The sequence below is a fragment of the Brevibacterium sp. CSND-B09 genome, from assembly GCF_052906525.1.
The window spans coordinates 2,309,666-2,331,836 of record NZ_JBREGI010000001.1; the positions used below are offsets into that span (position 1 = coordinate 2,309,666).

At 65.0% G+C, this 22,171-nt stretch carries 19 protein-coding genes; 9 read left to right on the forward strand and 10 right to left on the reverse strand.

The genetic code is table 11. The annotated features are described in order from the left end of the window. Positions 1-52: 52 nt before the first annotated feature. The 3 genes from ACU4IU_RS10355 to ACU4IU_RS10365 form a co-directional block, all read right to left on the reverse strand. A complete protein-coding gene (locus ACU4IU_RS10355) occupies positions 53-952 on the reverse strand; it encodes an ABC transporter permease (protein ID WP_446656660.1) in 900 nt (299 codons plus the stop codon). Further along, the gene (locus tag ACU4IU_RS10360; RefSeq protein WP_446656661.1) at positions 952-2,262 is read right to left on the reverse strand and encodes a quaternary amine ABC transporter ATP-binding protein; all 1,311 of its coding nucleotides are present in this window, start codon (positions 2,260-2,262) and stop codon (positions 952-954) included. Before ACU4IU_RS10360 ends, ACU4IU_RS10355 begins: the two co-directional genes overlap by 1 nt. Before the next feature lie 351 nt (positions 2,263-2,613). Then, complete coding sequence (locus ACU4IU_RS10365) at positions 2,614-3,414, reverse strand: alpha/beta fold hydrolase (protein WP_259358484.1); 801 nt, start codon at positions 3,412-3,414, stop codon at positions 2,614-2,616. A gap of 57 nt (positions 3,415-3,471) precedes the next feature. On the opposite strand from ACU4IU_RS10365, the gene ACU4IU_RS10370 reads away from it, so the two are divergent. Beyond that, positions 3,472-4,374, forward strand: a complete 903-nt coding sequence (locus tag ACU4IU_RS10370) for a type I 3-dehydroquinate dehydratase (RefSeq protein WP_446656662.1) — start codon at positions 3,472-3,474, stop codon at positions 4,372-4,374. A gap of 175 nt (positions 4,375-4,549) precedes the next feature. On the opposite strand, the gene ACU4IU_RS10375 is transcribed toward ACU4IU_RS10370, so the two are convergent. Beyond that, positions 4,550-4,849: a DUF4235 domain-containing protein gene (locus tag ACU4IU_RS10375; protein ID WP_092010107.1), complete on the reverse strand. Its 300-nt coding sequence runs from the start codon at positions 4,847-4,849 to the stop codon at positions 4,550-4,552. 247 nt (positions 4,850-5,096) lie between these two features. Here ACU4IU_RS10375 and ACU4IU_RS10380 point away from each other — a divergent pair, with 247 nt between their 5' ends. Continuing rightward, positions 5,097-5,297: a hypothetical protein gene (locus ACU4IU_RS10380; protein WP_139468999.1), complete on the forward strand. Its 201-nt coding sequence runs from the start codon at positions 5,097-5,099 to the stop codon at positions 5,295-5,297. Positions 5,298-5,404: 107 nt separating this feature from the next. Here the strand turns inward: ACU4IU_RS10380 and ACU4IU_RS10385 are convergent, their stop codons facing one another. Both ACU4IU_RS10385 and ACU4IU_RS10390 read right to left on the reverse strand, forming a co-directional pair. Then, a complete protein-coding gene (locus ACU4IU_RS10385; RefSeq protein WP_446656663.1) occupies positions 5,405-6,292 on the reverse strand; it encodes an aminotransferase class IV in 888 nt (295 codons plus the stop codon). Continuing rightward, entirely contained in the window at positions 6,289-7,392 is a 1,104-nt protein-coding gene (locus ACU4IU_RS10390) for a VIT1/CCC1 transporter family protein (RefSeq protein ID WP_139469001.1), read from the reverse strand. The genes ACU4IU_RS10385 and ACU4IU_RS10390 overlap by 4 nt, the downstream gene beginning before the upstream one ends. Positions 7,393-7,867: 475 nt before the next feature. On the opposite strand from ACU4IU_RS10390, the gene ACU4IU_RS10395 reads away from it, so the two are divergent. The 4 genes from ACU4IU_RS10395 (at position 7,868) to ACU4IU_RS10410 (ending at position 13,751) form a co-directional block, all read left to right on the forward strand. After that, on the forward strand, positions 7,868-10,018 hold the full coding sequence (locus tag ACU4IU_RS10395; RefSeq protein ID WP_446656664.1) for a M28 family peptidase: 2,151 nt from the start codon (positions 7,868-7,870) through the stop codon (positions 10,016-10,018). Positions 10,019-10,255: 237 nt separating this feature from the next. Next, positions 10,256-10,717, forward strand: a complete 462-nt coding sequence (locus tag ACU4IU_RS10400; protein WP_446656665.1) for a DUF3817 domain-containing protein — start codon at positions 10,256-10,258, stop codon at positions 10,715-10,717. A gap of 196 nt (positions 10,718-10,913) precedes the next feature. Beyond that, positions 10,914-12,701, forward strand: coding sequence for a flotillin family protein (locus tag ACU4IU_RS10405; protein ID WP_446656666.1), 1,788 nt, complete (start codon positions 10,914-10,916; stop codon positions 12,699-12,701). Positions 12,702-12,842: 141 nt separating this feature from the next. Further along, complete coding sequence (locus ACU4IU_RS10410) at positions 12,843-13,751, forward strand: cation diffusion facilitator family transporter (RefSeq protein WP_446656667.1); 909 nt, start codon at positions 12,843-12,845, stop codon at positions 13,749-13,751. A 77-nt stretch (positions 13,752-13,828) separates the two neighbouring features. Here the strand turns inward: ACU4IU_RS10410 and ACU4IU_RS10415 are convergent, their stop codons facing one another. Together ACU4IU_RS10415 and ACU4IU_RS10420 are read right to left on the reverse strand one after the other, a co-directional pair. Beyond that, a complete protein-coding gene (locus ACU4IU_RS10415; RefSeq protein WP_446656668.1) occupies positions 13,829-14,938 on the reverse strand; it encodes a tartrate dehydrogenase in 1,110 nt (369 codons plus the stop codon). Between the two features lie 137 nt (positions 14,939-15,075). Beyond that, positions 15,076-15,960 (reverse strand): LysR family transcriptional regulator, encoded by an 885-nt coding sequence (locus ACU4IU_RS10420; RefSeq protein ID WP_376904540.1) that lies wholly within the window; start codon positions 15,958-15,960, stop codon positions 15,076-15,078. A gap of 94 nt (positions 15,961-16,054) precedes the next feature. Here ACU4IU_RS10420 and ACU4IU_RS10425 point away from each other — a divergent pair, with 94 nt between their 5' ends. After that, positions 16,055-17,680, forward strand: a complete 1,626-nt coding sequence (locus ACU4IU_RS10425) for an SLC13 family permease (protein ID WP_376904542.1) — start codon at positions 16,055-16,057, stop codon at positions 17,678-17,680. Between the two features lie 87 nt (positions 17,681-17,767). Here the strand turns inward: ACU4IU_RS10425 and menC are convergent, their stop codons facing one another. Beyond that, positions 17,768-18,892 carry an o-succinylbenzoate synthase gene (gene menC, locus ACU4IU_RS10430; protein ID WP_376904544.1) on the reverse strand — a complete coding sequence of 375 codons (1,125 nt, stop codon included), beginning with the start codon at positions 18,890-18,892 and terminating at the stop codon, positions 17,768-17,770. A 168-nt stretch (positions 18,893-19,060) separates the two neighbouring features. Here menC and ACU4IU_RS10435 point away from each other — a divergent pair, with 168 nt between their 5' ends. After that, positions 19,061-19,579, forward strand: a complete 519-nt coding sequence (locus ACU4IU_RS10435) for a GNAT family N-acetyltransferase (protein ID WP_446656669.1) — start codon at positions 19,061-19,063, stop codon at positions 19,577-19,579. 122 nt (positions 19,580-19,701) lie between these two features. Beyond that, positions 19,702-20,712, forward strand: coding sequence for an FkbM family methyltransferase (locus ACU4IU_RS10440; protein WP_446656670.1), 1,011 nt, complete (start codon positions 19,702-19,704; stop codon positions 20,710-20,712). 155 nt (positions 20,713-20,867) lie between these two features. On the opposite strand, the gene ACU4IU_RS10445 is transcribed toward ACU4IU_RS10440, so the two are convergent. Continuing rightward, positions 20,868-22,040 carry a M20 family metallopeptidase gene (locus ACU4IU_RS10445; RefSeq protein WP_376904547.1) on the reverse strand — a complete coding sequence of 391 codons (1,173 nt, stop codon included), beginning with the start codon at positions 22,038-22,040 and terminating at the stop codon, positions 20,868-20,870. Between the last annotated feature and the right edge of the window lie 131 nt (positions 22,041-22,171).

Here is a 22,171-nt window from a genome sequence, read left to right on the forward strand (position 1 = left end):
GTGTGTTCCTTTTCTCTAGTGATCGACTATTCAGACTGTGTGGTCCATCGACTCAGGCGGTTGCCGCGGCCGCCTTGTTCTTCGCGCTGCGACGACGCATCCCCGCAACCAGCGAGTGCGGGTAGTCCTTCGCGTTGCCCAGGGCTGCGGTGACGCGATCGAGATAGACCGCGATGATCACGACACCGAGTCCGGCTTCGACACCGAGCGGCAGGTTCTGGGTGGCGATCGCTTCGACGACGTTCTTTCCGAGTCCGTCGGCGCCGACCATGCCGGCGATGACGGCCATGGCCAGTGCGAGCATGATGACCTGGTTGATGCCGGCCATGATCGTCGGGGTGGCCAAGGGCAGCTGGACTCCGCGGAGGATCTGGCCGGGAGTCGCACCGAAGGACTGTCCGGCTTCGACCGTCTCCGAATCGACCCCGCGGATGCCGAGCTCGGTGAACCGCACACCCGGGGGCAGAGCGAAGATCACCGTGGCCACGAGGCCGGGAACGACGCCGATGCCGAAGAAGGTGACTGCCGGGATGAGGTAGACGAATGCCGGCATCGTCTGCATGAAGTCGAGGATCGGTTTGATGACCGCCGAGGCTCTGTTGCTGCGCGCGGCCAGAATGCCGACCGGGACGGCGATGATGATGGCGATGACAGCGGCGATGATGATCAGCGCCAGGGTCTGCATCGCGGCCACCCATTGGTCCATCGTCATGATGAAGAACAGGGTGATGAGCGTGCCCACAGCCATCTGCCACGAGCGGAAGATCCAGCCGATGAGCGCCAGCAGAATGATGATGACGAGCGGGTGGAGGTCGACGAGCACGTCGGTGAGGACCTCGATGAGGAAGTTGAACAGCCAGGTGACGGCGTCGAAGAACCATGCGACGTTGTCTTTGAGCCAGTCGAAGACGGTGTCGACCCAGGCTCCGATCGGAATTCTGATGTTCTCCATCAGCGCTCACTCCTTTCACCGGTGGCCTGCGGTGCGACGGCATCATCACCTTCGGCGAGTACCCGGTCGATGATTCCGGTGTCGACCGGCTCGGGCCAGTCTTCGACAGCGGCGTCCGTCGAGGCCTCGTCATTGCCGTTCTGCGTGCCGAGCGCGGCGAGCAGGGTGGCTCGGGGGACGACGCCGACGAGTTCGCCGTCCGCGTCGGTGACGGGCACCGGCAGAGGCATCTCCGCGGTCGGGAGGAAGAGATCGATGAGCAGGTCGTCCGGAGATGCGGGGTGGGCGACCGGTTTGATGATCTCGTCGAGAGTCGTGGCACCTGTCCGGATGTGTTCGATGCAGTCGCGGTCGCTGACGAGGCCGAGGAACTTCCGGTCCCTGTCCGTGACGTACACGCCCGAGGCGCCGTTGTCGCGCATGGTGCGCAGTGCGACTCGGGGACCGTTCTGATTGCTCACGGTCTGCCGTGCCTTCTCCATGACGTTGTTGGCAGTCAGCACGCGTGCCCGGTCGACGTCGTGGACGAACTGTGCCACGTAGTCGTTGGCCGGGTCGGTGAGGATGTCCTCCGGGGTGCCGACCTGGACGATGCGTCCATTGCGCATCACCGCGATCCGGTCACCGAGGAACATCGCCTCGTTGAGGTCGTGGGTGATGAAGATGATGGTCTTCTTCAGCTCCCGCTGCAGTTCGACGAGCTGTTCCTGCATCTCGCGCCGGATCAGCGGGTCGAGGGCGGAGAAGGCTTCGTCCATGAGGAGGATGTCGGTCTCTGCCGCCAGCGCGCGGGCCAGGCCGACGCGTTGCTGCATACCGCCGGAGAGCTGCTCGGGGAACTTGTCGCCCCAGCCTTCGAGGCCGACGGCCTTGAGCCAACGGTCGGCGGCCTTGTCCCGCTCCGCCTTCGCGACTCCGCGGATCTCGAGCGCATAGGCGGCGTTGTCGCGGACGGTGCGGTGCGGGAGCAGCGCGAAGTGCTGGAACACCATCGAGATGTGTTCGCTGCGGACCTTGCGCAGTGCGGCCGGATCGATCTTCGCGATGTCGGTGCCCAGCACCTCGACGGATCCGGCGGTGGGTGCCCAGAGTCCGTTGAGAGTGCGGATCAGGGTCGACTTGCCCGAGCCTGACAGGCCCATGACGACGAAGATCTCGCCGGCCTCGACTTCGAAGCTCGCATCGATGACGGCGGCGGTTCCGAGTTTTGTCAGATCATCTCGGTCGGCGCCCTCTTCGAGTCGTTTGACGACTTCGTTTTCGCGCTTTCCGAAAACTTTGTAGACGTGTGACGCTTTGACAACGCTCACGTGCTTCCTCCTTGCATTCTTGGCAGTCCGCAAGAACGAGAGGCTTCACCCCCGTTTGCACGGTTCGGTGCTCGCAGATCAGATCCGAATAGCTCAATTGCGCACGCGCCTCACCGCACACGGATATCTGATCCACCATTGTAGTTTTGTTCAGGGTTTTCGGTAGAGATCTTGTTGGGATTATGCGGCGCGTCGCCCTTGACTAGCGCTCTGACCTGGGCAAACAGATGTTCGTGCGTTACTTGATTGTTATAATCATCGATTGGAGCATGTAGGTATGCCGTTAATGGATTTGATACCGGATATGGGATTTTGATGCAGTAGGCGGCCTTGCCTCCGGAATTCCTGCCTTCAGGAATTCTGCAGCGATTCCGTGAGGAAGCGGACCACGGCCGGAGTGACCACCTCGGCGAATTCTTCGAAGAATCCGTGTCGGCCTTCCGGCAGAATGCGCAGCTGAGATCCGGGGATGCGCTCGTGGAGGATGCGGGCGTTCCCGACCGGGTTCATCCGATCGGCATCGCCGTGCATGATCAGCGTCGGGGCGGAGATCTCGGGCAGCCGGTCCCAGGCATTGTGATTGGCGCTCACGCGCAGATGGGCGGATGACTCGGCCGCCGTCATCGTGTCGTCGCCGAGCATCTTGCTGTACTCCGCCGATACCGTCCATTCGGGGGTGTAGAAGAGGTCGAAGAGGTACTGCGTGTGCTCGTCACCACGCAGCCTCGCCAGAGCTTGGCCGACCTCACGCGGACGCTTGACGGCATGCGGCCCGCCGGGCGAGGTGCACCCGAGGACCAGAGCGCTCACCCGCTCCGGATGGTTGAGTGCCAGCATCTGCGAGATCCGCCCGCCCATGGACGTGCCGTAGATCGCGGCCCGATCCGCGCCGAGGTGGTCGAGCACGTCCACGGCATCTTCGGCGAAGCTCGCTGTCGACAGTTCCCCGAGCTCACCCCGGCTGCCGCCCGTTCCGCGATAGTCGAACGTGATTGTGCGGAAGTCCGGTTCGAAGTCCCCGCGCAGATCGTCCCACCACTCGTGCGAATTCGACTGGCCCTGCAGGAGGAGCAGTGCAGGAGCGTCCTCCGGCCCGCTGACCTGGACCTCGAGCGGGAAGCCATCGCGTGCGCTGATCCTGTCCACCTGCATCGTCTCCACCCGTGTCCTCCTGCCCGCGCGCGCCTGGTCACCGCCTACGCTTGAGAAATGAAATCCTTGCCGTTCCTCAATCCTGCCGCAGGATCGCCCGCGGTGCGCAATCCTGGGCGACCTGCCGTCATCGTGCCGACACAGGCAATCGATGCAGATGAGCTCACTGCCGAATGCGCCGCGGCCGCCGCGACCGGAATCGTCGACGCCGTCGAATGGCGCATCGATCCGCTGCTCGTCGTCGCCTCCGGTCCTGCGCAGGGTGGGGTGCGCACGAGTGTGCACAGCCTCGCCGAGGCGGCCCTTCGTCTGCTTCCGAGTGCACTCACAGCGGGGTTGCCGATCCTCCTGACCGTCCGCACCGGATTCGAGGGCGGGCAGGTGGAGATCACCGAGGACGACTACGCCGAGGTGGTGCGGGAACTCATCGCCGGGGTCGCCGACGTCGAGGCGGACGCCGGAACTGCTGCCGGCACCGGTCCCACCGGCACCGCCGCCTCGGGCGTTCCCGGCAGCGCATCATCGGGCGTTCCCGTGGCCATCGACGTTGAGATCGATCGGGCCGCGTCGGTCTCCCTTATCGCCTCGGCGCAGGAAGCGGGCGTGCCCGTCGTCGCTTCGCACCACAATTTCGAGTCCACGGACTCTGCCGAGCGCCTGCTGAAGACGTTCGCTGCGATGAGCGAGGCCGGAGCGCATGTGGCCAAGGTGGCGATGATGCCGCAGGCACCGGCCGATGTTCTGCGTCTCCTGGAGGCGACTGCCGCGGCGGATGCCTCGCTGCCGGTTCCGGTGCTTGGAATCTCGATGGGTTCCTTGGGCCGGACGAGCAGGATCATGGGCGCCGACTTCGGCAGCTGCGCCACATTCGCGCAGATCGGTCAGGCTTCGGCGCCGGGGCAGGTCGAGGCATCGGTCCTCGCCGAGATCCTCGACCGCGTCGGACCTAGGTGTGGATGAGCGGCCTCAAAGTTCATACGCAGTGATCTTGATCAGGGCGTATGAATTTCTGACTCGCGTTTGCTGGCGGGCCGGGCTCAACCGGCAGATTTCGCCAGGGAAGCAGACGGCCCGCGAAGCATGAGCTTCGCGGGCCGCTTCGCTGCTGCAGAAGCAGCAGAAGGTCAGCGGAAGATCAGTCAGTGACCTCTTCGATCTGCTTGCGGAACTTCTTCGGCAGGGCCTCATCGCCGAAGTTGTTGCGCACGGTGTTCGCGGCGATGCGCTGAACCACGAGCTGAGCCACGGCCACACCGACACCGGAGACGATCGTCCAGGCCAGGGCCTCGGACATCGAGATCTCGTCATCGACGGGGTTCGACGGCGCCGGGCGCTTCGTCGACTTCTCCCACGCGAAGGTCAGGGTCTTGCGAGCGACGAATGCAGCTGCGATAGGCGCTCCCACGCCGATGATCTGCCAAGCGAGCTTTCCCATGCTCGTGTCCTTTCCTTTGAACATTGAGTCCCACGACTCTTACGAGACGCGGGAACGTATTCCGTCGAAGTCAACACTAACGCAGGACGATGCGCGCGAGGCCACCCGAGATTGAACGAGGTCGAGAAAGTTCGCTCATTTCATACTTTTGGGGGATGTGCCGGGCAGACCGGGGGAGATAGCGTGAGAGCACGCTTCGATCGGGCAAGGGAAGGTCTGGGTCGAAACGTGAAGAGAAAGGCACACGATGCTGAGGAAGTGGAAGACGCGCGTCGTCACCGGACTGTTCGTCTGTGGCGCCCTCGGATTCCTGCTTGCGCTGCTGCCGGGAATGTCCGGCGTCTTCTGGCCGGTGTGGCTGATCAGCTGCGCCGCCTGCATCCTCGGGCTCGTTCTCGCCTTCACTCTCCCCTCGGCGAAACCCGCCGACGCTCTGCCCCGAGCCTGAGGGCTCGGGGCAGCGCATCCCCGAAGGTGCCCAGAGTCCGGCCACCCCGGGGCAGCGTATCCCCGAAGGCGCCTGCCGCTCACTCGGATCCGGCGGCTCCCACGGCCTCACCGTCCGCGGATGATCTCCTGGAACCTGTCAGTCAGAGTCTGATCGACTGAGATCGCGTTCCCGTCGAGTTCGCGCAGCGCGACCGCCGTGCGCATCGACGAGACGTACCAAGCCCCATCCGCCGCCTTGACGTCGTCGAGGCTCAGGTCGGCATATTCGGCGCTCAGGCCCAGTTCCTCCGCATGATCGAAGATGAGGCGCTGCGTCGTTCCCGACAGCAGGCCCGCCTCCGGATTCGGAGTGAGCAGGTGGTCGCCTCGGCGGATGATGAGATTCGCGGTCGGTCCTTCGAGCACGATTCCGTCATGGGAGACGAAAAGCGCCTCATCGGCGTCGTTGGTCGCGGCATAGCGGCCGGCGGCCTGATTGACCGCATAGGACAGAGTCTTCGCACCGATGAGCAGCCACGGTGCCTTGCTGCCGATATAGGCGTCGAATCCGCGGTCGAGGCTGACGGCGGTGACACCTTGCTCCCGAGCTGTACGGATGTGGTCGTCCACGGGCACGGGAAAGGCCCACCCGCGGCCCCGGAATGCGCCGTTCGCGTCCTGCTCCCCGCGGGAGAGAGCGTAGCGGATCCCGAACTCGACATTCTCGGGATCGGCGGCGGCCACCTCGGCGATGAGGGAATCGATGACCCGATCCCACAGTCCTTGGTCAGGATCGGGCAGATCCAGCGCCGAGGCGGACGCGCGGAACCGGGTGAAGTGCCGTTCCCGCGACACCACGGTGGCACCGTGCGCACCCACGCTCACCAGTACGGTTTCGAAGATCCCGTCCCCACGATGAGCGGAGAGGTCTGTGACGGGCAGTTGGGCGGAACGCAGGTCGGTGAGTTCGAACGTGCCGGTGGCAGGGTTGACGAGGATGAGCGGATCGGTCATGCGGTACCTCCGAAGAGCAGGCCGAGGGCGTAGGTCACGGCAGCGGCGCCGAAGCCGATGCCGAGTTGGCGCAGGGCGCGGGGGCCGGGCGATTTGCCGGAGAGCAGGCCGACGATGCCGCCGGTGAACAGCAGTGCGATGCCGACGAGGCCGGCGGACAGGAACACGGCGGGCAGTCCGGACATGCCGAAGATGTAGGGCAGGATCGGGATGAGCGCGCCGGAGGAGAAGAAGCAGAAGCTTGAAAGGGCGGCGCCGAGGCCGGTGCCCAATTCGTCGCGGTCGACTTCGGAGTCGAGGTTCGGCAGCCTCGGTGCCTGTTTGTTCTTCGCCGCCGCGATCGTGCGGTTGGCGCGGGCCTCGGCTTCGCGGGCTTCCATTCCGCGGGCGCGGAAGACGAGAGCGAGCTCGTTGGCGTCGATGTTGAGGTCGGCCAGAGCGTGCCGGGACTCGGGATCCGGAGTGGAGGCGTCGAGGAGTTCGCGCTGGGAGCGCACCGAGATGTATTCGCCGGCTCCCATCGACAGGGCTCCGGCGAGCAGTCCGGACACGCCGGTGAGCAGGATGACGGTGTTCGAGACTCCAGCCGCGCCGACACCGAGGACGAGGGCGAGGTTCGAGACCAAGCCGTCGTTGGCACCGAAGACGGCGGCACGGAAGTTTCCCGACAGGCGGGCGCGGGAACGGGCGGCCAGGGCACGGACCACCTCGGCGTGGATGCGTTCATCGGCGGCCATCTCCGCCGAGGCGGCTTCGTCTTCGTCGTACGGCGAGCTCGTCTCAGACTGCTGAGCCAGGGCGAGGACGAACACGGAGCCGAACATGCGGCCGAGGAACGCCAGGCAGCGGGTGACGAGATCGGCGGAGCGGCGCTTCTGGGCGTGTTCACCGAGGAGGGAGATCCAATGCTCCTGATGCCGGGATTCCGCTGCGGCGAGGCTGAGCAGGATCTCGCGGTCTTCGCCCTTGCGGCGTTCGGCGAGGTTGCGATACACCCGTTCCTCGAGCCGCTCGTTGGCGAGGTAGCGCTGCCAGCGGCGAATGGTCCGCCGGTCGGGGGAGGCGGGCGGAGTCCCTCCTGCGGAGTCATTGGTCGTCACTGGTCCAAGTCTAGTCGTGCGGTCTGATTCCGGCACGGGCGGCCGTGAGGGGGCTGAGAAGACGGGCCGGGTTGCGCGGTGCGATGCGCGGGCAGGCAGCAGGTGAGGCCGGGGCGTCGCGGGAGTGACCGGTGGTGCGGCCGCAGTCGCCGCAGAGAATCCGCATGTGAACCGCAGACAGTCCGCGCGTGCGAAATCAATCAGTGACCGGTTGTTATCAATTCGTAACATGAAAGCCCGCTGGGGTGCGTTAGATTAATGACCAATGTGAGTTGTGTCACCGTTTCGTTATAGAAGCATGTGATTCGTTACCAACGACGAATCATGGCGAAGCGTCAGAATCGAGCTTCCCCGCAAGTGCAGCCGTAGATGGGCCGACACCGGTATGGCCGAGGAGCCATACCCTGGCGGTCGCTTCCGGTGCGCCGTCATGTGCGATTCCTCTGGACACAGACAAAGGAGCGAAAGGAACTCCATGAAGTTGCGCACGAAGAGCTGGCTGGCGGTCACCGCCACGGCCGGACTGGTCCTCGGCGGGGTGAGCCCGGCACTGGCGGCGGGCACCGCGGGGCCGACTGAACACACCGATATGGGCGTCAACGGCGACGCCGTGATGGAACATCTGCAGAAGATCTCCGACATCTCCACCTCGCATGCGGATGAAGGATTCCGCGCGCTGGGCACGCCCGGCTACGAAGAAGCCGTGGAATACGTCGAATCCACCCTCGAGGCGACCGGTGCCTTCGATGTGAAGCGTCAGGCCTTCGAGCACGAACAGCAGAAGGACGGCACGGTCGAGGTTGTCGTCGACGGCGAGAAGGTCGATGTCAACACCGCAAGCTACACCGAGGCGACCGAAGAACCGCTGACTGGCATACCTGTGGTCCTGCCGGTCGATGATGACAACAGCGATCTTGCGGGCGGGCAGCTCGGCTGCTCTGCCGATGATTACGATGAGTCTGCTGAAGGCGCGCTCGTCCTCGCCTCCCGCGGAGAGTGCTCATTCGGCGAGAAGGCGCAGGCCGCCACCGATGCCGGTGCCGCCGCGCTCATCATCTACAACAATGACGCCGACAATCCCGACGAGGAGCTCAACGCCACCCTCGGCGAGCGGATTGAGAACGGCACCCCGACCGTGACGGTGACCTACAAGGTCGGCCAGGATCTCCTTTCCAAGGTCGAGGACGCAGCGGAGGCCGAGGGTGCGGCTGAGAACGGCGGCACCGAGGCCGGCAGCGGCCTCGCCGGTGGAGGCGAGGCGAATGGAGCCGACGACGCAGACGAAACGACGGGCGACGAAGCTGAGGCCGGCAACGATGCCGCAGCGGCCGCCGTGCTCACGGCCGACTTCACGCTCGAGACCGAGTATGTGACCTCGACGACATGGAACGTCATCGCCGAGACCAAGGCGGGCGACCACGATAACGTCCAGATGTTCGGTGCCCACCTCGACGGTGTCGCAGAAGGCCCCGGCGTCAACGACAACGGTTCGGGATCTGCGGCGCTGCTCGCTTCCGCCGAGGCGCTCGCGAAACAGCCGACCGATGTCGACAACGCCATCCGATTCGGTTGGTGGGGAGCCGAGGAAGAGGGACTCGTCGGTTCGACACACTACGTGGAGAGCCTCGACGATGCCGAGCTGGGCAAGATCAAGTCGTACATGAACTTCGACATGATCGGTTCCGACAACTACATCGTCGGCACACTCGACTCCGACGGCTCAGATGTGCCGATTCCCGACGGCGTCAACGTCCCCGAAGGGTCGGCCGAACTCGAGAAGGTCTTCACCGACTACTTCGCCGATATCGACCAGCCCAACGTCGGCACCGACTTCTCCGGACGCTCGGACTACCAGGCGTTCATCGACAACGGCATCCCGGCCAGCGGCCTGTTCTCCGGCGCCGACGGTACGAAGACCGCAGAGGAAGCTGAGATGTTCGGCGGCACCGTCGGTGAGAAGCACGACACGAACTACCACCAGTCCACGGACACGATCGAGAACGTGAGCAAGGAATCCATCGACATCTTCGCTCCCGCCATCGGTTTCGCCGTCCACACGTTGGCCTATGACCTCACCGACGCGCCGACGGATCCTCCCACCGATCCGACGACTCCGCCAACGGATCCCACTGATCCGCCCACGGAGACGCCGACCGAGGCTCCTGATGAGCGGGCTCTGAGCATCGATCCGAAGACGATCGAGGCGCCGGATTTCGTCAGCGAGAAGGGAGTCCAGGTCGCGGCCACCGGCTGCACCGCCGACTCCACCGCGACGATGACGGTGACCCCGAACAACGGGAAGATCGAGACGTTCGAACAGACTGCCGAGGTCGGAGCCGACGGCACCGCTCGATTCGGAGTCCGCGGACTCGATGCGTCGATGGTCGACAGCTACATCGGCACCTACGACGTCACGGTCGACTGTGAAGGCGGGGATCCGCTGACCGGATCCTTCGAGGTCGTCGCCGAGGGTGACGGGCCGGGTGCCGGTGACGGCGGCAACGGTGGCGGCGGAGGAGATCTGCCGCGCACCGGTAACGAAGCCCTGCCGCTGATCCTCTCGGCCGGAGCGCTCATCGTGCTCGGTCTGGCGATGACGCTGGGTTCACGCCGCCGCCGCAGCTGAGGGGCATCCGAGACAACGTGCCCTGAACGGCACGGACGGCCCGACGTGGGCCGGTGACTGGAGGCGGTCGCCGGCCCGTATCGGGCCGTTCTCGTCTGCGAAGATGACGATGGCCGCGGTTCGAATCCGGCGCCGATGACGCAGCTGAGTCTGCCCTGAACCAGATCTGAGATCGAGCGACTTACCTGGCGGCGCTCCTCAGGGGGCGTTCACCTTGTCCGGGCACAATGGTCTTCTGTGACTCCCAAACGCTTCTTCACCTTCTTCGCCATCGCCGAGACCGTCACCTGGACTCTGCTGCTCATCGGCATGTTCCTCAAGTACGTCACCCACACCACCGAGGTGGGTGTGCGGATCGGCGGAGGCATCCACGGCTTCATCTTCATCTGCTTCGTCATCGCCGTCATCGGCGTCGGCACCTCGCAGCAGTGGAGCAAGCGACGCATCGCCACCGGCCTCGGGTCAGCGATCATTCCCTATGCCACGATTCCCTTCGAGCGCTCCGTCGAGAAGACGGGATCTCTCGAAGGCGATTGGGGTCTGGGCCGCAACGGCCGCACCCCGCAGACTTGGTTCGAGAAGCTCACCTCGTGGTGCATCCGTTCGCCCTGGCTGGCAGTCGGGCTGGGCATCATCTTCGTCATCCTCGTCTTCTCGGGGCTGCTCCTGGCGGGCCCTCCCGGCGATTGGGGCAAGTGAACCTGATCACTGCAGCGGCGGGGTGAGGGCGGACTTCCACCGCACGGTTGACGGTCGGGACGGCCGCCTCGGCGAGATTCTGCCCTGTAGCGTGGGGGTTTCTGCCCTGTCGCGTGTCAGAGCGCTCGCATAGGATGGAGGGGATCGGCCGGCGATCGGCCGGTCGGCACACCCCACCGCGATGAAAGGCCCACTGATGGACCTGCTCTTCGGCGCCGGAGGAATCGGCCTCCTCGTCCTCATCATTCTGATCGCCCTGTTCGTGATCCTGCGCTCCTACAAGATCGCTTCACCGTCCGAGGCGCTCATCATCACCGGCCGGAACGCCTCGGGCGCTTCGGGAACCGGTCGCATCGTCATCGGGGGCCGCTCGGTCGTCTACCCGATCGTGCAGAAGGCGTTCATCCTTTCACTGTCCTCGCGGCAGATCTCTGTCGAGATCGACGGCATCTCCATCAACGGCATCGCCCTGCGTCTGCGCGGCGTCGCCCAGGTCAAGGTCGGCGGCACCGAGGACGATGTGCGCAAGGCCGCACAGCGCTTCCTTGATCAGCAGGACCAGATCGACCACTACTCGAAGGAGATCCTCTCCGGCACCCTGCGCGCCGTGGTCGGCACGCTCACCGTCGAGCAGATCATCCAGGACCGCGCTTCCTTCGCCGCGCAGGTGCAGGAGGAGTCCGCGCACTCGATGAACAATCAGGGCCTCATCATCGACACCTTCCAGATCTCTGCCGTCGAAGACGAAGGCAGCTATCTGCGCGACTGGGGTCGTCCGCAGGCCGCCGAAGTGGCGAAGAACGCCGCCATCGCCGAGGCGAACGCCGGCCGTGCTTCGGCCGTCGAGCAGGCGCAGCAGAACGAAGAGACCCAGAAGCAGCAGGCGCTCACCGATCAGGCGATCGCCGAACAGCAGCAGCAGCTGGCACTGCGCCGGGCCGCGCTGAAGGAAGAGGCCGATCAGCGGCAGGCCACGGCAGACAACGCCGGTCCGTTGGCCGCGGCAGCCGAGAAGCAGAAGCTGCTCGAGAAAGACCGGATCGTGGCGAAGGAAGCCGCGGAGCTGCGTGCCGAACAGCTCGACGCCGAGGTGCGCCGACCGGCCGACGCCGAACGCTACCGGCAGCAGGCCGCGGCCGATGCCCGTGCCTATGAGATCGAGGCGCAGGGCCGGGCCGAGGCCGCCGCCGAGCTCCACCGTCGCTCGAAGGACGCCGAGGCCATCCGCCTCGAAGGTGAAGCAGAGGCCGATGCGATTCGTGCCCGCGGTGAAGCCGAAGCCGAGGCGCTGCGTGCACAGGCCGAGGCCTACAAGCAGTTCAACGACGCGGCCGTGCTGTCGAAGGTGCTCGAGGTGCTGCCCTCGGTCGCCGGGGAGCTCGTGGCGCCGTATGCGAACATCAAGGACCTCTCCATCGTGTCCACCGATGGCGAGTCGAAGCTCGCGAACTCCGTGTCGAACAACCTCTCGCAGGTCCTCGAAGTCGTGCGCGGAACGACTGGTGTCGACCTCACCGACCTCGTGGCCAAGGCGAAGCGCTCCGGCGGAGCCGACTCGAGTGGTGATGGTTCGGGCGAGCCCGGCGGGACTGGCGGGACCGGCGGTTCCGGAGGGTCCGCTTCTGGTGGTTCGTCCGGGACGGGCCGCTCCCCGGACGAGATCGTCGACGGGGTCGTCGCAGACGGCGCGGCTGCCGGTCCGCGATCGACAGGCACAGGATTCGACCCGAAGGCCTTCCTCGATGACAGCGGCGTCGACCTCGACCGGATCGGAGACGAGGTGAAGAAGGCCACAGGCTTCGATGTGCAGGCCTATATCGACGAGGCGAAGCGTCGCCTCGACGAGAGCGGTACAGGCGCGTCCGGGGCCGGCTCGGGGGCGGGTCCGGGCTCGGCTTCGAACTCGGGCGACGGCAGCGCCTCGCCCGACGGCGATGAGCCGGGCGACGGTCAGGACGACGACGGCAAGGGCTCCCAGGGCTGACCGCCGCCCCAGGTGAGGGGCGCCCAGCTCACGCAGGAATCGGCCGTCGAGGACATCCTCGGCGGCCGCTTCTTTCGTGGAGGTCGGTCAGATGCATAAACAAATGTGCATATGTTAATGTGTTGAGTCGAGGAGGTATCAATGGCTCACGATCATGCGCATGGTTCAGGTTCGCGGCGGCAGCTGCGGATCGTCTTCGGCATCGTCGCGACGATCTTCGTGTTTCAGCTCATCGGCTCGGTGGTCACGGGCAGTCTCGCGCTGCTCATCGACACCGGCCACAACGCCGTCGATCTCATCGGCATCGGCATCGCGCTCTTCGCGGCGAGCTTGGTCAGCAAACCGACGGGCGGACAGAAGACCTGGGGGTTCCGTCGGGCGGAAGTGCTCGCGGCCGGTGCCCAGGCGACCCTGCTGCTGGGGCTCGGCGTCTACAGCCTCATCGAAGGCATCCGGAGATTCTTCGTCCCGCCGGAGGTGCCCGGACCGGGCCTGCTGCTCTTCGGCGCCATCGGCCTCGTCGGCAACCTCGTCTCCATTGTCATCCTCAGCTCATCGAAGGAAGACTCCCTCAATCTCAAGGCAGCGTTCCTCGAGGTCATCGCCGATGCGCTCGGCTCGGTGGCCGTGATCTTCGCAGCCCTGGCGATCTGGCTCTTCGGCTGGGACCGGGCCGACGCCGTGGCTGCTCTGGTCATCGCGGCGCTCATCGTCCCCAGAGCGTTCGCCATCCTGCGCGAGACCGGATCGATCCTGCTCGAAGAGGCGCCGAAGGAGCTCGACCTCGACAAGGTCCGCGAGCATCTCGAGTCAGTCGAACACGTGCAGGAAGTCCACGACCTCCACATCACCCGCATCGACTCGAACCTGCCGGTGCTCACCGCTCATGTCGTTCTCGCCGATGAATGCTTCTATGACGGGCATGCTCCGCGCATCCTCAAGGCTCTGCAGGAATGCCTGACGGAGCACCACAAGATCGCGATCGAACACTCGACGTTCCAGTTCGATCGGGCGAAGGACGCCGCCGAGGAGACTCACACCCACGACTGAGGCGGCCCAATCTGCTGGTCGGTGTCCGGTCAGGGGAGGGCCGCCTCGGCAGGATTCAGGTCGTTGCCGGGTGCGGCTCAGACGGCTGCGAGACCCTCGGCGTGGATGGCTTCGAGCTGAGCGACGATCGCTTCGGTCATCTCGACGGTATTCGACTCGCCGCCCAGGTCTCGTGGCAGGATCCCGGCTCCGGTGGCATTCTCGATGGCCCGGCGGACGCGGTCGGCCTCTGCTGTCAGTCCGAACTGGTCGAGCATGAGTGCGGCCGACGAGATCGCTCCGATCGGGTTCGAGATCCCCTGCCCGGCGATGTCCGGAGCGGAGCCGTGCACAGGTTCGAACATCGAGGGGAAGCGTCGCTCGGGGTTGAGGTTCGCGCTCGCTGCGAGGCCTAGGCTGCCGGCCAACGCCGAACCGAGATCCGAGAGGATGTCGGCGTGCAGATTGGATGCGACGACAACGGACAGCTGCTCCGGGTGCAGGACGAATTTCGCGCTCATCGCGTCGACGAGGACGCTCTCGGTCTCGACATCGGGGTAGTCCTGGGCGACACGGACGAATACTTCGTCCCACAGCACCATTCCGTACTGCTGAGCGTTCGACTTCGTCACGCTGGACACCTTCTTCACGTCCCGAGTGCGCGCGATATCGAACGCGAAGCGGATGATCCGTTCGCATCCCTTCTCCGTGTGCAGGCTGGTCTGCAGCGCCACCTCGTTGCCGGGGCCGCGTCCGCTGAGGTTGCGGCCGCCCATCCCTGCGTACTCACCTTCGCTGTTCTCCCTGACGACGATCCAGTCGAGCTCGGTATCGTCGGCCTTCCGCAGCGGGGATTCGACGCCGGGCAGGAAAGTGACGGGGCGGATGTTCGCCCACTGGTCGAAGGGCTGTGTGATCGCCAGACGCAGCCCCCACAGGCTGGTGTGGTCAGGGACGTCGGCCGAACCGACCGCACCGAAGTAGATGGCGTCGTGCTTCTCGAGTTCCTCGAGTCCGCCTTCGGGAATGTACCGGCCGTTCTTCAGGTAGTACTCCGAGCTCCAGGGATACTCGGTGACCTCGAACTCGACTGTCCCTTCGGACTGTTTGGCGATGGTGTCGAGCACGCGCAGTCCGGCGGCGACGACCTCGCCGCCGATGCCGTCACCGGGGATGGAGGCGATCGAGAAGGTCTGTGATTCCGTCATGATTCTTTCGTCCTTGGTCGAAGGGAGTGGAGAGCTCGTGGCGCCTGCGGCGCCCGGGCGTATCGCTCTGACTCCATTGAGCACTCGATCCGTTGATAAGTCCAAGATCGGATTGTGATGATTCAGATAGGTGGTGCCTATAGCTGAAGATCGATCGCCAGCTGCAGCAGTCGAGCTGCCGCGGGCGTCAGACCTTCTTGACGTGCGATGGCCGAGACGTGCAGAGACGGTGCGCCGGAGATCGGGGCCAGGCGCACCTGGCCTTCGGCGGCAAAGCTCTGCCAAGAGGCGGGCAGCACCGCTTGGCCGATGCCGGCCCTGACGAGGGGGAGGATCGAATTGCGGTGAGTCACCTCGGCGACGATGTCGATATCGATGCCGCGCCCGATGAGCTCGTCGACGTACGCGCGCATGAGTGAGCCCCTGTGGGAGACGATGAGTCGTGTGCCGGCGAGGGATTCCGGGGTGAACGCCTCGGTATCGAATGAAGCGGACATGGACGGGCCGGTGGCGAGCATGAGGGGCTGGTCCGCCAACGGGACGACCTGAAGGTCGCTGACCAGCAGAGGGCCGCGTCCGCCGAGGAATCCGATCTCGGCGCGACCGTAGCGGACGGCTTCAACCGTCTCGTCGACGGTGAACGTGCCGTTGAGATCGAACGAGACCTGTGGGTGTTCACGCGTGAAAGTCGACAGCAGAGAGGTCAGCGGCTCGATGCTCGGGGTGGGCATCGCCGCGATCTGGATCCGACCCGACCGCAGTCCGCGCAGGCCTCGCACGTGCGCTTCCGCCGTCTCGAGGTCGCGGATGACGAGCCTGGCCGGTCCCTCGAGTTCTCTGCCCGCTTCGCTGAGCGTGATGCGACGTCCGACCCGGTGGAAGAGTGTCACACCGAGCTCCCGTTCGAGCCCTTTGATCGTCTGCGACAGGGAGGGCTGCGCGACGAGAAGCGACTCCGCAGCTTTCGTGAAGCTGCCGGTGTCGACGACGGCGAGGAAATGGCGGATCTGACGAATATCCATAGGTCAAGACTATCGATTGCATCGAAAAATAGCCTTGGACTATTCGAGCCCGGTCCGTCAGGCTGAAACGACGGCGATGAAAGGACCAATGACGGTGAGTACTTCGCAGAGAGACAGCAGCAACGGTTCGTCAGGGCTGATGACCGATGTGCGTGAGGCCCTGCTGGGCGGCAAGACATTCCGGAGTCTGAGCGAGCAGAAGCTCTCTCCGCGGGAGGAGAAGTTCGAACGGGCTCGGATGACTTCGGGGTTCATCCTTGCTCCGCTTGTGACGATCGTCTTCGCACTCATCCCGATGGGGCTGAGCTATCAGCAGCACATGCTGGCGGCGATCCTCCTCGGCGTCATCGTCCTCTGGATCACCGAACCGGTGCCGATCCCCATCGGCGGTCTCATCGGTGTCGGCGCAGTCGTCGTCCTCGGGATCGTGCCGGCCGCAGATGCGGTCGGGCCCTTCGGCTCTTCGACGATCTTCACCTTCATCGGTGCGTTCATCCTCGCCCAAGCGATGCTCCACCACGGAATCGCCCAAAGGCTGGCATTGACCGTTCTCGCACTGCCCGGTGTCGGGAAGTCGGTCTACCGCGTGATCCTCGCCTTCGGCCTCATCACCTGTGTGCTCTCCGCCTTCGTGTCGAACACGGCGACTGTGGCGATGCTCATGCCCACGGCGCTGGGCATCCTCGCCGTGATCGCCGAGCTCATGCAGGAGCGCGGCATCGTGAAGAAGGACTTCGACCCGCTGCGGCTCCGCGTCGGTGCGGCACTGCTGCTCATGCTGGCCTACGGTGCGAGCGTCGGCGGGCTGCTCACTCCCGTCGGTTCGCCTCCGAACCTCATCGGACGCGGACTCATCGAGGAGGCGACGGGGACGAAGATCTCCTTCGGCCAGTGGATGGCTGTGGCCCTGCCGATCTGCGTGGCGATGTTCATCATCCTCGCCGTCGTGCTGTTCCTGCTCAACAAGCCGGAGATCCGGAAGATCGAGGGAGTCGAAGAGTATGTGAAGAAGGAGCTCGCCGACCTCGGTCCCGTGTCCCGTGCGGAGAAGAACACCCTCTTCGCTTTCGGAGTCACCGTGGTGCTGTGGCTGCTGCCGGCATTCGCTGCCCTGTTCACAGGCACCGATTCGGCGATCTACGAGTTCCTCGACTCCCGCCTCGACGAAGGGATCGTCGCCGTCATCGGCGCCTCGCTGCTCTTCATCCTCCCCGTCGACTGGAAGCGTCGCGAGCCCACGCTGACCTGGACCCAGGCGGCGAAGATCGACTGGGGCACGATCATCCTCTTCGGCTGCGGCATCATCTTCGGAGCCCTGCTGGCCGACACCGGTCTGGCCGAGACGATCGGCACCGGATTCGCTGACGGTCTGGGCGTGACGAGTCTGCTCGCCATCACCGCAGTGTCCGTTGTGCTGGCGATCCTCATCTCGGAGACGACGTCGAACACCGCAGCGGCGGCCGTGATCGTGCCGATCGTCATCCCGCTGTGCCAGGCGGCGGGCATCGATCCGTTCGTGCCGGCGATGGCCGCGACCTTCGCAGCGTCGTTCGGTTTCATGCTCCCGGTCTCGACGCCGCAGAACGCGATCGTCTACGGCACCGGAGCCGTGCCGATCACGAAGATGATCCGTACCGGATTCTCCTTCGACATCGCCGGAGCCATCCTCATCGTGGCACTGGTGCCGGTGATGATCGGGGTCGTCGGCCTCGGTCAGTGAGGTCGCGCCGGCGGGATTCTGCAGTGAAGGCGGCCCAACCTGCCGGTCGGTGACCGGTGGGGGAGGGCCGCCTCGACGAATCTTGTCCTACTGTCCGGGCAGGATCTCCACTGACTCGGTGCGGAAGCGTTCGAGCTTGGCCGGGTCGATGGAAACGCCGAAGCCGACGCCGGTGGGCACGTCGACCTTGCCGTCGTACATGACGATCTCCTCGGTGATGTCCTCGTGGAAGAACCGATTCGAGCCGGAGATGTCGCCGGGCAGGGTGAAGCCCGGCAGTGATGCCAGCGCCGCATTCGCCGCCCGCCCCAGGCCGGTCTCGACCATTCCGCCGTGCCACACGGCGATGCCGTGGGCGGCGGCGAGATCATGGATCTTCTTCGCCTCGATGAACCCGCCGACCCGTCCGGGCTTGATGTTGATCACCGAGGTGGCGCCCAACATGATCGCGTCCGCTGCAGCCTCGGCGGAGACGATCGACTCATCGAGGCACATCGGAGTGTCCATGAGCTTGGCGAGCTCGGCGTGCTGGCGGATGTCGGCTTCGCCGAGGGGCTGTTCGATGAGCAGGAGACCGTAGTCGTCGAGGCGACGCAGGTGTGCGGCATCGACGAGGGTGTAGGCGGCGTTCGCGTCGACCTGGAAGCCGAAATCGTCGCCGAAGGCCTTGCGCACCGCGGCCACCGGGGCGATGTCCTTGCCGGGTTTGATCTTCAGCTTGATCCGGGCGTAGCCCTCTTCGAGGTAGCCGCCGATGACCTTGACGGTCTCCTCGACGGAATCCTGAATGCCCACCGAAACTCCTGAAGGCACGGAGTTGACCACTCCGCCGAGGTAGTCCTTGAACGACTGGTTGTTGAGCTTGAGCTGGGCCTCGATGACGGCCATCTCCAGAGCCGACTTCGCCATCGGGTGTCCGATGACATGACGCAGGTGCCAACCGACGGTCTCCGCGGTGAGATTGTCGACGTCGAAGAGCAGCGGTGCCAACCAGCGGCGAGTGACATCGATGCCGGCGGCCACATACTCGGAGGAGTAGAGCGGAGAGATCATCGCCACGGACTCTCCCCACCCGGTGACCTCACCCTGCGGGGTGTCGAAGACAGCCTCGACGAGGTAGCAGTCCTTCTCCGTCTCCCGCATGAACGAGGTCTCGAACGGGGTGACGAGAGGAATCGAGACTTGGTGGAGGGTGACTGACTTGAGCTTCATATGCCGGGCTCCTGCTTCGCAACGGGGCGGATGGGTCTTCGCTTCCACCTTATGCCAGTGGTCCGCGCCGAGTTGATCTGTACTGCTCCGTGGCCGCAGACGACAGCCTTGACTCTTGGTCCGAGCTCGGAGACGATCAGGGCATCCAAATATGAGGAAACCCATCCCATGATCGAGTTGAAAGCACTGACGCCAGCCGACATCGTGGCTCATAACCTCGGCGAGGATGCCGAGACAGTTCGCTGGTTGACTGGCGAGTATGGCACCGAGGAGTCCACCCGCCAACACTTCGAGCGATTGGCGAACAACGCGTCCAGCGGACTCGGTGCCAGAGGGTTCGGGATTTGGGCGGATGAACGTTTGGCTGGCTATATTGAGTGCGATCCGGACCTCGCTGACTTGCCTGCGAAAGGCGATGTCAACGTGTCTTACTCAATCCATTCTTGGGCTCGCCGCCGAGGAATTGCGACTGCCGCGGTAGAAATCATCTGCGAAATCATCGTAGCCGAGGAAATTGGGTCGCGCGCGATCGCACGGATCGAGGAAGGAAACACAGCTTCGATTGGCGTCGTGAGCAGATTGGGCTTCGAGTTCATGGGCACGTATCGATCCACGATCGACCAGCACCTGGACGGTAAGCCAATGGTCTACCAGGTCTACAGCCTGGATCTTCATCGGCGAATCTGATCATGCCCGGTGCCGGATTATTGGGTGAGTCTCGGCCTTAACCTAATGCAGAACCCTGGAGCGGCGGGCCGGCGATTGATAGTGTGAACAAAAGTCTTCCTGTCAGCAAGGGGGCAACCGTCGTGAATGACCACCTGCGCACTTTCACCGCGCGCAGACAGTCCTGGTTCGGCCTCAAGCTGCCGGTCAAGACCGCCCTCGCACAACCTGCGCTCCACCCTCTGCTGCGAACGATCGCGCCCCGGATCAGAGGGCTGAAGATCGGTCGCCTCCCCGCCCCCATCGAACTCACCGAAATCCGCGGGAGAGCGGGCGGAGCGGACTTCATCCTCGTCGAGCCGTTCCGCTGCGAGATCGCCAAGGAGTTCTACTGGGGAAGGGGCAGACGCACCGAACCCGAAGACGCGTTCGCCCTCGACCTCATGGTCGCGCTCAGCGCCGATGCCGATGTCTTCCTCGACATCGGCGCCTACACCGGGGTCTTCACCATGGCAGTCCTCGCCGCGAACGAGAATGTGCGCGCCCACGTCTTCGAGATCATCCCCGCCGTCGTCGCGGGTGTGGAGAAGAACGTCGAACGCAACGGCTTCAACAGCCGCGTGACCGTCCACCCGACCGGGGTAGGCAGCCCCGACACCTGGATGAAGGTGCCCATCGGGGACGGAGGATCGGCGCTGCCGTCGTTCTACTCCTCCGATATGCGCTTCGACTCCGACGCCGAGGTGCGCTTCACCTCCCTCGACGCACTCCTGCCCGAGGTGCTGGCCGAGGCATCGGAGCGAGATCCGCGGTTGCACGCCGGGGAAGGTGTACCTGACGTTTCAAGGCGGGGAGAGGCACCGCGCGTGACGGTGAAGATCGATGTCGAAGGCGGTGAGAACGACGTCTTCGCTCACGGCCAGGACTTCCTCGCCGCGTTGCACCCGGACATTCTGTGCGAAGTCCTCGACGACCGCGCGAAACCGCGGGAGCTCATGGGCCACCTCGGCGAGCACGGCTACCACTACTACCTCGTCGGTGAAGATCGGCTGTACGCGCGGACGGCGATTCGGCCGGATCCGCGCCTGCGTGACTGGCTGTTCACGCTGAAATCACCGGATCAGATGCGCGCGGCGGGTTACCCGGTCGACTGAAGTCCTGCTGCCGACAGTCAACTGTGCGCAGATTGCACATTTTCGGCTCGAAACTGGCAATCTGCGCACACTTAACTACGGAGGGAAGGCCCCGGCGCACTGTCGGTGTCTGGGAACTACGGCAGCAGCGAAAGGCAGCAGCTCGCCGCTCCGCTTCAGCCCTGCAGCTGATCGGCGATGAGAGCGGCCAGCAGTGCGGTGCGCGGGGCGATCTCATCGATGACGGCGTGTTCGTGTTCGGCGTGCGCCCCATCGCCGACGGCACCGAGACCGTCGAGAGTGGCGATGCCGTCACCGGCTGTGAAGTTCCCGTCCGAGGCGCCGCCCACGGACACTCCCTGCGGCGCGGGTAGCCCGAGTTCGCCGGCAAGAGCCGTCGCCCGCTCGAAGAGCGCAGCCGACTGCTCCCGTTCGAAAGGAGGCCGGTTGATTCCGCCGAGCACCTCCGTCATCGAGCCCTCCACCTGCGGCTTCGCAGCCAACTCACGGATCTGCGCATCCACGCGTTCGAGCTCAGCCGCAGTCCGGGCTCGCACATCGATGTCCACCCGGGCCTCGGCCGGCACGGTGTTCGACGTGGTCCCCGCGCTGATCACGGTCGGCACCACCGTCGTCCCCGCCTCGGCGTCGGCCAGGTCAGCCACCAACGGCAGAGTCAGAGCCAGGGCCATTCCCGCGTTGATGCCCTTCTCCGGTTCGAGCCCCGCGTGCGAGGCCTTGCCGGTGAACTTCAGCACGTAGTTGCTCGTGCCCTTCCGCTCGAGTTTGAGCGCCCCGCCCGCGCTCGCCTCCATGACGAACACAGCCTTCGCCTCGGCCGCCTCGGCGCGGATGAGGTCCGACGAGGACACGGATCCGATCTCCTCATCGCCGGTGACGAGGATCGACAGACCGTCCAGCCCGCCCTCGCCGAGGTGGTCGGCCACCATCGCAGTCGCGTGCACGCTCATGATCGCCCCGGTGAGCATGTCGAAGCTGCCGGGACCGCGGAGGATGCCGTCCTCGGTGGAGAACGGGATGCGGTCGAGGGTGCCGTGCGGCCACACCGTGTCCTGGTGGTTGAGCAGGACGACGCGGGCCGGCCCGGTGCCGAAGCGCAGACGCAGGTGGGCGGTGCCGTCGACCTCGAGCAGTTCCGCCTCGGCGCCGAGGCGGTCCCCCAGGAGCGCGGCGAAGTCCCGTGCTCCTGCGGCCACGGCCGCCTTGTCGTGTGAGGGGGTCTCGATGGAGATGACCCGTTCGATGTCGGCGAGCATGTCGGGCAGACGTCGCTTCGCCTGTTCGACGAAGTCAGCGGGCTGGGGCGCAGATGATGTGGTCGAAGTCATAGGGCGAGTCTACGGAAGGCCGGTTGCCGACATCGCAGGTGTCCGAATGATGCAGGACGGACCCGATGCGCAGCTTGTCCGCACCGCGGCCGAATCGGTGTGCGGTGCGCCGTGGGAAGGATCGCGGTCTC

Coding starts and splice junctions, on each gene's coding strand:
- ACU4IU_RS10435 (WP_446656669.1), top strand. CDS start 19,061: ATGATCGAGTTGAAAGCACTGACGCCAGCCGACATCGTGGCTCATAAC.
- ACU4IU_RS10385 (WP_446656663.1), bottom strand. CDS start 6,292: ATGACCGATCCGCTCATCCTCGTCAACCCTGCCACCGGCACGTTCGAA.
- ACU4IU_RS10405 (WP_446656666.1), top strand. CDS start 10,914: ATGGACCTGCTCTTCGGCGCCGGAGGAATCGGCCTCCTCGTCCTCATC.
- ACU4IU_RS10375 (WP_092010107.1), bottom strand. CDS start 4,849: ATGGGAAAGCTCGCTTGGCAGATCATCGGCGTGGGAGCGCCTATCGCA.
- menC (WP_376904544.1), bottom strand. CDS start 18,892: ATGAAGCTCAAGTCAGTCACCCTCCACCAAGTCTCGATTCCTCTCGTC.
- ACU4IU_RS10355 (WP_446656660.1), bottom strand. CDS start 952: ATGGAGAACATCAGAATTCCGATCGGAGCCTGGGTCGACACCGTCTTC.
- ACU4IU_RS10415 (WP_446656668.1), bottom strand. CDS start 14,938: ATGACGGAATCACAGACCTTCTCGATCGCCTCCATCCCCGGTGACGGC.
- ACU4IU_RS10370 (WP_446656662.1), top strand. CDS start 3,472: ATGAAATCCTTGCCGTTCCTCAATCCTGCCGCAGGATCGCCCGCGGTG.
- ACU4IU_RS10395 (WP_446656664.1), top strand. CDS start 7,868: ATGAAGTTGCGCACGAAGAGCTGGCTGGCGGTCACCGCCACGGCCGGA.
- ACU4IU_RS10420 (WP_376904540.1), bottom strand. CDS start 15,960: ATGGATATTCGTCAGATCCGCCATTTCCTCGCCGTCGTCGACACCGGC.
- ACU4IU_RS10410 (WP_446656667.1), top strand. CDS start 12,843: ATGGCTCACGATCATGCGCATGGTTCAGGTTCGCGGCGGCAGCTGCGG.
- ACU4IU_RS10365 (WP_259358484.1), bottom strand. CDS start 3,414: ATGCAGGTGGACAGGATCAGCGCACGCGATGGCTTCCCGCTCGAGGTC.
- ACU4IU_RS10445 (WP_376904547.1), bottom strand. CDS start 22,040: ATGACTTCGACCACATCATCTGCGCCCCAGCCCGCTGACTTCGTCGAA.
- ACU4IU_RS10380 (WP_139468999.1), top strand. CDS start 5,097: ATGCTGAGGAAGTGGAAGACGCGCGTCGTCACCGGACTGTTCGTCTGT.